This is a genomic window from Streptomyces sclerotialus (assembly GCF_040907265.1).
Taxonomy (GTDB): domain Bacteria; phylum Actinomycetota; class Actinomycetes; order Streptomycetales; family Streptomycetaceae; genus Streptomyces; species Streptomyces sclerotialus.
In genome coordinates, this window is sequence record NZ_JBFOHP010000002.1 from 3560282 (window position 1) to 3571799 (window position 11518).

Genomic DNA, 11518 nt, shown 5'->3' on the forward strand with positions numbered 1-11518 from the left:
TCCATCTTTCACGCACTTCTCGGCTATCTCGGCTTTCTCCTCATCTCTCCTCTTTTTTCACCTCTCAGTTCTCCAGGTCGCTTCGTCAGAACCGATCGAGACTCCCGGAAGGGACCCACAGCCATGTCCCAGCAGATGCAGTTCCCGCCCGGTCCCCCGGTTCCGATGGGCGCCCCGGCTCCGCAGGCCGCGCGCAACGGCCTGGGCGTCACGGCCCTCGTGCTCGGTGTGATCGGCGTGCTGTCCGGCCTGATCCCGTTCTTCTTCTGGCTCGCCGGTCTGCTCGGCCTGCTGGCCCTGATATTCGGTCTGATCGGCCGCGGCCGCGCCAAGCGCGGTCAGGCCACCAACAAGGGCGTCGCGCTGGCCGGTGTGCTGCTCGGCATCGCGGCGCTGGTGGCGTCGGTGATCGGCGCGGTCATCACCTTCACCGCGGTCAAGGGCGCGGTGGACGAGATCAACAAGTCGCTGGAGACGTCCAAGGTGCAGCCCAAGGACGGGGCGAAGGGCGAGGACGCGGCCGGCTCCGAGGGCGGTGCGGGCGAGGCGCTGCACGCCGGCGACACCGCTGAGTACGACACGGGTCTGAGCGTCACGGTGTCCGAGGCCTCGCCGTACACCGTCGACGAGTTCGCCGTCGGCCACAAGAAGAGCAACAAGGCCTACAAGATCACCGTGAAGGTGGAGAACAAGGGCAAGAAGAGCTTCGACAGCACGCTGACCCTGGTCGAGGCGCGCGCCGGCGAGGACGGCAAGAGCGCCGAGCAGATATTCGACGGCACGGTCGGCGAGGGCTTCACGGGCAAGATCCTGCCGGGCAAGACGGCGACCGTGGACTTCGCCTTCGACGCCCCCGCCGACGCGAAGAACCTCGACATCGACGTGTCGCCGGGCCTGGAGCACGAGGCGTCCCAGTGGGAGCTGAAGCTGTAGGACCGCAGCTGTTCCGCTCGGGGCCCGGCCACCACGGCCGGGCCCCGTCGCCTCTTCCCCCTACGTCTTCTCCGCCTGGCAGTCACTTCGCGTGGAAGCGGGGCGGGGCCGCTGTCGGGTTGCCGCCGGTGGGGAGCTTCTCGGCCGGGCAGGTGTCCAGGACCTTCGCCATCGCGGCCTTCTCCGCCCGCGTCACCCACAGGCCGTACTTCTTCTTCACCGCGACCTGATGGGCGACGTAGTCGCAGCGGTAGCTCTTCTCGGCCGGCAGCCAGGTGGCCGCGTCGCCGTCGCTCTTCTGCCGGTTGGCGGAGGCGCCGACGGCGATGAGGTTCAGCGGGTCGTTGGCCAGCGCGATCCGCTTGGCGGCCGGCCACTGGCCGGCGCCCTTCTGCCAGGCGTCCGACAGCGCCACCACATGGTCGATGTCGACCAGGCTGTCACCGCGCCGGAAGAACACCCGCTGCCCCGTGTACGGATCCTTCGTCAGCTCTCCCGAAGCCACCTTGCAGTGCCCGTCCTGGAAGCGCACCCGGGTCAGATCGCGCTTCAGGATGTCCTCCCGGGTCGGGCAGCCGTTGCTGTCCGTGTCGGCCCAGGCGGTCCCGAACCGCTCCCGCTCGTAGCCGGTCTTCGGGGCGCGGCCCTTGACCGTCAGCGAGCCGAGCGCCGCCAGCGCGCTGCCCGGCTCCCCCGTCGCCGTGGGAACGTCCGGGCTTCCCCGGCCGTCTCCCTGAGTGCCGCCGCCCGACGGGATGCAGCCGGCCAGGGCGAGCGACGCGGCCAGGGCGGCAGCGGGGAGCGCGGCGCGGCGCAGGGGGGAAGCGGACCGTATCAAGGGGGACATCCAATCGTCGGTTGCGGCAGGGCGGGCGGCCGGGCGCGGCGGCGCGAGCCGGCCGGCCCGGGTGACCGTACGTCTCGTCGCCCACCTTGAATGACGGGCCGTCCGAGGCACAGGTTTCGAGTACCTTTTCGGAAGTCGACAGAGTAAGGATCCACATGGAATCGGCCGCAGCCACCGCGGCGGGCGACGCCGGCGCCCGGACTCCGGCCGCGGCCGACGGCCGCCCCCGGCGCGGCCCCGGCGGCCTCCGCGGCGCCGCCGCCGCGCTCCGCGCCCCGCGCCTGGACCCGTACTGGACGGCCGCCGTCTTCTTCGTCCTCTTCACCACGCTGTCCGTGCAGCGTTACCGCACCATGGGCACGGTCTCCTGGGACCTCGGGATATTCGAGCAGGTCGTCCGCTCCTACGCGCATCTCCAGGCGCCCGTCGCCGACCTCAAGGGGCCGGGCGCGAACATCCTCGGCGACCACTTCAGCCCGGTCCTCGCCCTGCTCGCGCCGCTCTACCGGCTGATCCCGTCCCCCGTCACGCTGCTCACGGCACAGGCCGCGCTCTTCGCGCTGTCCGCCGTGCCCGTCACCCGGTGCGCCGGCAGGCTGTTCGGCCGCCGCGCCGGGCTCGCGCTCGGCGCGGCGTACGGCCTGTCCTGGGGGCTCCAGCGCGCCGTCGACTTCGACTTCCACGAGATCGCGTTCGCGCTGCCGATGATCGCCTTCTCACTGGAGGCGGTGGTGCGCCGGCGCTGGACCGCCGCGGTGTGCTGGGCCGCCCCGCTGGTCCTGGTCAAGGAGGACCTGGGGGTGACCGCTGCGGCCATCGGCGTGGTCATCGTGATCCGGGCGCGCCGGGCGGTGCCCGCGGCCGTCGCGCTCACCGTCTTCGGGCTCGCCGCCACCGCCCTCACCCTCGCCGTGATCATTCCGGCCTTCAACGGCGCCGGCTCGTACGACTACTGGACCAAGCTCAGCGGTGACGGCGGCCCGGCCCCGGTCATCCCCCTGGACACGGCCGTCCGCACACTGCTGTGGATCCTGCTGCCCACGACCGGTCTGCTCGCGTTGCGCTCACCGCTGCTGCTCGCCGCCGTACCGACCGTCGGCTGGCGTTTCGTCTCGCACGACGACCACTACTGGGGCACCGACTGGCACTACAGCGCCGTCCTGATGCCGGTGGCCTTCCTCGCCCTGATCGACGCGCTGCCCCGGTTCCGTACGAGCGCCCGCCCCTGGCTGCGCAGCTACGCCGCGCACGTGCCGGCCGCCGCGCTGGCCGTTGCCCTCGCGCTGACGACGACGCTCCCGCTGGCGCGGCTCACCGAAGCGGCCACCTACCGCACGCCGGCCTCCGTCCCGCAGGCCGAGGCGCTGCTCGACCGCGTGCCCGACGGCGCGACGGTCGAGGCCGACGTCCGGCCCATCAGCCGGCTCACCGGCCGGACGACGGTGTACTGGATAGGCGACACCCGCGGCATCGACCCGGACTACATCGCCGTCCAGCTGCGCGACGGACGGACCACGCCGCAGGCCGTCACGGAGGCCGAGGAGCGCCACCCGGGCGAGGTGTACGTACCGGACGGCGAGGCGGGCGGCCTGACGCTCCTCAAGCGCACCACGAAGGACTGAGGCGCGGCGGGGTCCCGGGGCCCCGCCGCCGCGTCCCGTTACGACCCCAGGATCGACGTCAGGAACTCCCCGACCCACGCCAGCAGTTCGCGGCCGACCAGGGGCTTGCCGCCGATCTTGCCGGTGGCCGGGCGGGGCACCAGGACCTGGTGGGTGGCCGGCTTGATGACCGTACGCGGGTACAGCCGCTTCAGGCGCAGCTCCTGGGACTCGCGCAGCTCTACCGGGCCGAAGCGGATGTTGGAGCCCTGCAGGGTGATGTCGGTGACGCCGCAGGAGCGGGCGAGCATGCGCAGGCCCGCGACGAGCAGGAGGTTCTCCACCGGCTCCGGCAGCTTGCCGTAACGGTCGGTCAGCTCCTCGCGTACGGAGGCGATGTCCTCCTCGGTACTGGCGGAGGCGATCGCGCGGTAGGCCTGGAGACGGAGGCGCTCGCCGGGCGCGTAGTCGTGCGGGACGTGCGCGTCGACCGGCAGCTCGATCTTGACCTCCGCCGGCGGCTCCTCCTCCGCGCCGCCCTCCAGGGAGGCGCGGTAGTCCGCCACGGCCTCGCCGACCATGCGGACGTACAGGTCGAAGCCGACGCCCGCGATGTGGCCCGACTGTTCGCCGCCGAGGAGGTTGCCCGCGCCGCGGATCTCCAGGTCCTTCATCGCGACGTACATGCCGGCGCCCATCTCCGTGTGCTGGGCGATGGTGGCCAGGCGTTCGTGCGCGGTCTCCGTCAGGGGCTTCTCGGGCGGGTAGAGGAAGTAGGCGTAGCCGCGCTCGCGGCCCCGGCCGACCCGGCCGCGCAGCTGATGGAGCTGGGAGAGGCCGAAGTTGTCGCCACGCTCGACGATCAGGGTGTTGGCGTTGGAGATGTCGATGCCGGACTCCACGATGGTCGTGGCGACCAGCACGTCGGACTTCTTCTCCCAGAAGTCGACCACGACCTGTTCGAGGGCCGATTCCGACATCTGGCCGTGCGCGGTGGTGATGCGCGCCTCGGGGACGATCTCGCGGAGCCGGGCGGCCGCGCGGTCGATGGACTCCACACGGTTGTGGATGTAGAAGACCTGGCCCTCGCGGAGCAGTTCGCGGCGGATGGCGGCGCCGATCTGCTTCTCCTCGTACGGCCCGACGAAGGTGAGGACCGGGTGCCGCTCCTCGGGCGGGGTGGTGATGGTGGACATCTCGCGGATGCCCGTCACCGCCATCTCCAGCGTCCGGGGAATCGGCGTCGCGGACATGGTCAGCACGTCGACGTTGGCGCGCAGCTTCTTCAGCTGCTCCTTGTGCTCGACACCGAAGCGCTGCTCCTCGTCGACGATGACCAGGCCCAGGTCCTTGAACTTGGTCTCGGAGGAGAACAGGCGGTGGGTGCCGATGACGATGTCGACCGAGCCGTCCTGGAGGCCTTCGAGGGTGGCCCTGGACTCGGTCTCCGTCTGGAAGCGGGAGAGGGCGCGGACCTTGACGGGGAACTGGCCGTAGCGCTCGGTGAAGGTACCGAAGTGCTGCTGCACGAGCAGCGTGGTCGGCACGAGGACGGCGACCTGCTTGCCGTCCTGGACGGCCTTGAAGGCGGCGCGCACCGCGATCTCGGTCTTGCCGTAGCCGACGTCACCGCAGATCAGGCGGTCCATCGGGACCGTCTTCTCCATGTCCTCCTTGACCTCGGCGATGGTGGTGAGCTGGTCGGGCGTCTCCGCGTACGGGAACGCGTCCTCCAGCTCGCGCTGCCAGGGGGTGTCCGGGCCGAAGGCGTGGCCGGGCGCCGCCATCCGCGCCGAGTAGAGCTTGATCAGGTCGGCGGCGATCTCCTTGACGGCCTTCTTCGCGCGCGCCTTGGTCTTGGTCCAGTCGGCGCCGCCGAGGCGGTGCAGCGTCGGGGCCTCGCCGCCGACGTACTTGGTGACCTGCTCCAGCTGGTCGGTGGGGATGTAGAGACGGTCGCCGGGCTGGCCGCGCTTGGCGGGCGCGTACTCCACGAGGAGGTACTCGCGGGTGGCGCCCTGGACCGTGCGCTGCACCATTTCGATGTACCGGCCCACGCCGTGCTGCTCGTGGACGATGTAGTCGCCCGCTTCGAGGGTGAGCGGGTCGATGGTCTTGCGGCGGCGGGCCGGCATCCGCGTGGCGTCCTTGCCGGCGGCCTTCTGGCCCGAGAGGTCGGTCTCGGTGAGCACCGCCAGCTTGAGCTGCGGGTCGACGAAGCCGTTGTCGATCGAGCCGCAGGAGACGTGCACGACGGACGGGGAGATCTCCGTCAGCTCCGGGTCCAGGCGGGCTGCGATGCCCTCGCCGCCGAGCACCTCGACCGTACGGGCCGCGGGGCCGTGGCCCTCGGTGAGGTACACCGTGCGCCAGCCGTCGGCCAGCCACTGCTTGGTGTCGGCGAGCGCGCGCTGGGTGTCGCCTCTGTACGTCTCCGGCGCGTGCATGCCGAGCTTGAGGGTGTCCCCGTCGTCCTCGCCCGCTTCGTCGGCGGCGAACTGGGAGACCGACCACCACATCATGCCCAGCTCGCGGGCGTGGTCCCGGACGTCGGCGATGCCCCACAGGGAGGCCGCGCCCACGTCGATGGGGGCTTCGCCGCCGCCGGCGGTGGCGGCCCAGGAGGCCTGGAGGAATTCCTGGCTGGTGGCGACCAGGTCGGCGGCGCGGGTGCGGACCCGCTCGGGGTCGCAGACCACGGTCATGGAGCCGGCCGGGAGGACGTCGAGCAGCAGCTCCATGTCGTCCACGAGGACGGGGGCGAGGGACTCCATGCCCTCGACGGCGATGCCCTCGGCGATCTTTCCGAGGAGTTCGCCCAGCTCGGGGTGGTTCTCGGCGAGCGCCGCCGCCCGCTCCCGGACGGAATCGGTGAGCAGCAGCTCGCGGCAGGGCGGTGCCCACAGGCCGTGCTCGGCGATCTCCAGGGAGCGCTGGTCGGCGACCTTGAAGTACCGGATCTCCTCGACGTCGTCGCCCCAGAACTCGACCCGCAGCGGGTGCTCCTCGGTGGGCGGGAAGACGTCCAGGATGCCGCCGCGCACGGCGAACTCGCCGCGCTTCTCGACCAGTTCGACGCGGGCGTACGCGGCGGCCGCCAGGCCGTCCACGATGTCACCGAGGTCCGCGGTCTGTCCCGTGCGCAGGGCGACGGGCTCCAGCTCGCCGAGGCCCTTGACCTGCGGCTGGAGCACGGAACGCACCGGCGCGACGACGACGGAGACGGGACCGGCGGCGGGGTCGTCCTTGCTGGGATGGGTGAGCCGGCGCAGCACGGCGAGGCGGCGGCCGACGGTGTCGGAGCGGGGCGAGAGGCGTTCGTGCGGCAGGGTCTCCCAGGACGGGTACTCCACGACGCTGTCGGCGGGCAGCAGCGAGCGCAGCGCGGCCGCCAGGTCCTCGGCCTCCCGGCCGGTCGCGGTGACCGCCAGCACCGGGCGCTGGGCGTCCCGGGCCAGACTCGCGACGGCGAAGGGGCGGGCGGCCGGCGGGCCGACCAGGTCCACGTGGGGGCGGTGCCCGTCGGTCGCGGCCTGCACCGCTTCGGCCAGCGCCGGGTCCCGTACGACGGCGTCGAGCAGTCCTGTCAGGCTCATGAAAAGGCTTCCGTCCCAGGGAGTCGGACAACGCGAACCACCGGCCGCTTCTTCACCGCGGGCTGGGCGCGACGCACGGGGCGTACGTGACGCCGGCAGCCGGTGCGCGGTGAGCGGGCCGGGGTTTCCCAGGGTACGCCCGACCGCCGACAGCCACCGGCCGTACCGGCCTCCGGCACCCGTCCGCCCTGGCCCGCGCCGGTCCGCCCTCGCCCGCTCCGGTGCGCGGCTGTCCCGTTCCACGAGACGACCCGTTCCGCAACCTGGGCCCGCATGGAATGGTGTCCGGTACACGAATACGGCGGAGGGGGCACGGTGGGCGGGACCGGCGGAGGCGGCGCGGTGAGCGGGACCGGCGGGCGTACGGGCCCGGAGCGGGCGGCGGGAGCAGCGCCGGAGGCACCGGAAGGGCCGGTTCCGGAGGCGCCGGAGGCACTGGCGGCCCCGGACGCCCCGGGCGGGCCCGCTGCCGCGGCCACCCGCCGCGGCCCCGTGGTCGCCGCCCTCATGCTCTGCATGGCGCTGGCCGCGCTGGACTCCACGATCATCGCCACCGCCGTCCCGCAGATCGTCGGCGACCTCGGCGGCTTCTCGGTCTTCTCCTGGCTCTTCTCCGGCTACCTGCTGGCCGTCACCGTCACCCTGCCCGTGTACGGCAAGCTCTCCGACACCTTCGGCCGCAAGCCCGTCCTCGTCACCGGCATCGTGATCTTCGTCGTCGGCTCGCTGCTGTGCGCGGGCGCCTGGAACATGGCCTCGCTGATCGCCTTCCGCATCCTCCAGGGCCTCGGCGGCGGCGCGCTCCAGGGCACCGTGCAGACCATCGCCGCCGACCTGTACCCGATGAAGGAGCGGCCGCGCATCCAGGCCAGGCTCTCCACCGTCTGGGCCACCTCCTCCGTGGCCGGGCCCGCGCTCGGCGGCCTCCTCGCCGCGTACGCGGACTGGCGCTGGATCTTCCTCGTCAACCTGCCGGTCGGCGCGCTCGCCCTCTGGCTCGTGCTGCGCCACTTCTTCGAAGACAAGAGGGGCTTCGAAGACAGGAGGGGAGTCGAGGGCAAGAGAGACGTCGAGGGCAAGAGAGACGTCGAGGACGCCGTGCACCGCTCCCGTACGGGCCGGCCGGTCATCGACTGGCCGGGCGCGCTCGCCGTCTTCGTCTGCGGCGGGCTGCTGCTCACCGCACTCGTCCAGGGCGGCGTGGCCTGGCCCTGGTTCTCCACGCCCTCGCTGCTCCTGCTGGGCGGCAGCGCCCTGTGCGCGGCCGTCACCGTACTGATCGAACGCCGCGCCGCCGAACCGATCATCCCGGGCTGGGTCTGGCGCCGCCGCACCATCTCCGCCGTCAACCTGGCGCTCGGCGCCCTCGGCCTGCTGATGGTCGCCCCGACGGTCTTCCTGCCCACGTACGCCCAGGCCGTGCTGGGCCTCGGCCCGATCGCGGCCGGCTTCGTGCTGTCCACCATGACGCTGAGCTGGCCGATAGCGGCCGCGCTCAGCAGCCACGTCTACAACCGCTTCGGCATCCGCACCTGCGCGCTGCTCGGCATGAGCGCGGCCACGCTGGTGCTGCTGGCCTTCCCGCAGCTGCCGTACCCCGGTGCGGCCTGGCAGCCGGCCCTGCTGATGCTCGCGCTGGGAGCGGCGCTCGGACTGTTCCAGCTGCCGCTGATCATCGGTGTGCAGTCCTCCGTCGGATACGCCGAACGCGGGACCGCCACCGCCTCGATCCTCTTCTGCCGCCAGGTCGGCCAGTCCGTCGGGGCCGCGCTCTTCGGAGCCGTCGCCAACGCCACCTTGGCCGGGCAGCTGGCCGACGCGCCCGCCGGCATCCGCGCCGGGCTGCCGGACGGCCTGGACGCCGTCTCCAGGGCGCTGGAACACGCCGGCACGCTCACCGAGCGCGTCGCCGACCACCTGCGCCGCGCCGTCGACGTCACCGTCGAGCACGTCTACTACGGCGCCGCCGTCGCCGGACTGCTCGCCCTGGCCGCGCTGCTCTTCGCTCCCCGCCGCTTCCCCGTCCACGGTGACCTGCGGGACGGGGCGGAGGGCGCGCCCGCCGAGAAGGGCTGAGAGCCCGGCCGCCGGCTCGGGGAGCGGCGGCTCAGTTCTCCGTGGCCGGCAGCCGGGTTTCGAGCGTGTCCTCCTCGTCCGGGTCGACGCCGTGCCTGGCGGGTGTCCCTTCGGGGGCGGGGGGTCTCGTCCTCGTAGGCAGCCGCCGCTCCGCCCGAAGGCGCCGTTTCACCCGAAGGCACCTCTTCGTACGTGCGCGGCTCCTCGGACGCGTGCGCTTCCTCGTACGCGTGCGCCTCCTCGGACGGGGCCTCCTGGAGCTCTTCGGTGTGCTCGCGCACGTCCTCGGCGCCGTCCGCCGCCACGTCGTACACGTGGCCGGAATCCTGCGCGTCCGCCGTGCCGCCGGCGTCGGCCCGCTCCTGCTCCGCCTGCTCCTGTTCCGCCGGTTCCTGCTCCACCGCGTCCGGGTCCTTGCCCATCAGGGTGGCCAGGCTGCTGCGTACATGGGCCATGTGGGAGCGCAGTTCCTCGCGGCGCTCCTCGTGCTCGCGCAGCACGCGCTCCGTGGCACGTTCGACGCGGGCGGCCTCTGCCTCGGCCTGCGCGATCAGGTCGGCGCCACGGGCGGCGGCCTCCTCGTCGATGTCGCGCGCGGTCTCCTCCATCTTGGCGTAGTAGCGCTGCGCCTCCGCGATGCGCGCCTCGCCACGCTCCTCCAGGGCGGCGATCCGCTGCTGCATGTCCGCTTCCTGTGCGGCCATCTCCTGTTCGGCCGCCGCCCACTTGCCGGCCTGGTCGTTCTCCTGCTCCTCCAGGACCTCGGCGGTGCGCCGCCGCATCTCGCGCAGCGACTCCTCCGCCTGCCGGCGCAGGTCCTCGGCCTCCTGGGCGGCCTCGGCCACCGTGGTGCGGGCCTCGGCCTCCGCGGCCTCCAGGGCGCGCGCCACGGCGTCCTCGGTGTCCTGGCGCAGCTCCAGGCTGTAGGTGTCGGCGGCGTCACCCTGCTCCTGCGCGTAGTCCGCCGCCTCCTGCTGCATGTGTTCGGCGGCCTCCGCCGCTTCGGTACGCAGCCGCTCCGCCTCGGACTCCGCCGTGGTCAGGATCAGCCGGGCCTGCTCACCCAGCGATTCGTACGTCTGGGGCGGCAGCTGGGCGAGGTACTCGCGCAGCCGCTCCAGCTCCGCGGTCATCTCGTTGGCCAGCACGGTGAGCCGGGCCGCCCGCTCCCAGCAGGAGTCGCGGTCCACGGAGAGCCCTTCGACCCTGCGGTCCACGTCCTCCGGACGGTAACCACGCCCTCGTACGACCTCGAACCCGTGAGGCGACACCGATGCACTCATCCCTCAAAGCCCCTCTCCGACAGCGACGTGGTCCGGCGCACATCTTTGTTGATCCGTCCGAAGCACCCATAACGCGACACTCCGCACCTATTCCTGCCCAAGGATGCGTTACTTTTCGCCAGAAGCCGGAATCGGCTCGTCGGCGCGCACGGCTCGGAACAGCTGCCGCGCTCTCTTCTCGTCCCACACGAGCACGTCACCCGCCCCGGCGACCTGCTCGCCGGAACCGGTCACGGGCACCGTCGTGGCCTTGCCCGAGCCGTCCGCCACCTGCTTCATCGACAGTCCCATCTGCGTCAGGTCCACCACGCCCGTACGGCTGTCCACCCGGAGCGCCGCCAGCGCCGCGTCCAGCGCGGGCACCACCCGGAACGGGTTGAGCAGCACCCCGGGGCCGAGCATCTTCCCGGCCACCGCACTGATCAGTGCCCGCTGCCGCTGCACGCGTCCCAGATCGCCCCGGGGATCGCTGTAACGGGCCCGTGCGTACGCCAGCGCCCGTACGCCGTCCGTCCGCGAGCAGCCCGCGGGGAAGTCCGCGCCCGACTTCTCGTCCTTCAGCGGCGCGTCCAGGCACAGCCGTACCCCGCCGAGCGCGTCCACGACCTGGACCAGGCCGAGGAAGTCGACCTCGGCGTAGTGGTCAACGCGCAGGCCTGTCGCCTGTTCGACGGTGCGCGAGAGCAGCTTCGCGCCGCCGATCCCGTACGCCGCGTTGATCTTGTTCTTGCCGTGCCCCGGCACCTCGACATAGCTGTCCCGCGGCAGGCTCACCAGATACGGGCCGCTGTCCCCGTAGTGCAGCAGCATCACCGTATCGGTGTTGCGCCCCGCGTCATGGCCCACGTGCAGCTCCTGCTGCTGCCCAGGGGACAGATCGCGCCGACTGTCGGAACCGACCAGCAGCCAGTTCGTGCCCTTGCCCGAGGACGGCCGCCCCGAATAGCCGCTCAGCGCGTCCATCTGGCGCAGCTGTCCGCCCGCCCAGAAGAACAGCGCGACGGCCAGCGCCAGGGCCAGCAGCACCAGCACCGTCACCAGCAGCGCGATCCGCCGTGGCCACGACCATCTGCGGCGCCGCCGCTCACGCCCCCCGCGGTACGGCGTCGACGAACTCGGCGGCGGCAGCGGTGGTGGGGCCATACCGGCATGATCGTGGCGCCCGCCCTGCCGCGCAGGTCG

The 11518-nt window shown here is 72.3% G+C and carries 6 protein-coding genes; 3 read left to right on the forward strand and 3 right to left on the reverse strand.

Annotated elements, in window-relative coordinates:
* The first annotated feature begins 123 nt into the window (after nt 1–123).
* The gene (locus AAC944_RS15705; protein ID WP_030617419.1) at nt 124–933 is read left to right on the forward strand and encodes a DUF4190 domain-containing protein; all 810 of its coding nucleotides are present in this window, start codon (nt 124–126) and stop codon (nt 931–933) included.
* 82 nt (nt 934–1015) lie between these two features.
* On the opposite strand, the gene AAC944_RS15710 is transcribed toward AAC944_RS15705, so the two are convergent.
* Entirely contained in the window at nt 1016–1780 is a 765-nt protein-coding gene (locus AAC944_RS15710) for an HNH endonuclease family protein (RefSeq protein ID WP_051871917.1), read from the reverse strand.
* 155 nt (nt 1781–1935) lie between these two features.
* Here AAC944_RS15710 and AAC944_RS15715 point away from each other — a divergent pair, with 155 nt between their 5' ends.
* A complete protein-coding gene (locus AAC944_RS15715) occupies nt 1936–3402 on the forward strand; it encodes a DUF2079 domain-containing protein (protein WP_030617415.1) in 1467 nt (488 codons plus the stop codon).
* A 38-nt stretch (nt 3403–3440) separates the two neighbouring features.
* Here AAC944_RS15715 and mfd read toward each other — a convergent pair whose 3' ends face one another.
* On the reverse strand, nt 3441–6977 hold the full coding sequence (gene mfd / locus AAC944_RS15720; RefSeq protein ID WP_030617413.1) for a transcription-repair coupling factor: 3537 nt from the start codon (nt 6975–6977) through the stop codon (nt 3441–3443).
* 342 nt (nt 6978–7319) lie between these two features.
* On the opposite strand from mfd, the gene AAC944_RS15725 reads away from it, so the two are divergent.
* On the forward strand, nt 7320–9053 hold the full coding sequence (locus AAC944_RS15725; RefSeq protein ID WP_368397202.1) for an MFS transporter: 1734 nt from the start codon (nt 7320–7322) through the stop codon (nt 9051–9053).
* A gap of 1391 nt (nt 9054–10444) precedes the next feature.
* Here the strand turns inward: AAC944_RS15725 and AAC944_RS15730 are convergent.
* Nucleotides 10445–11479, reverse strand: a complete 1035-nt coding sequence (locus AAC944_RS15730) for an LCP family protein (protein WP_438272805.1) — start codon at nt 11477–11479, stop codon at nt 10445–10447.
* Nucleotides 11480–11518 lie beyond the last annotated feature (39 nt).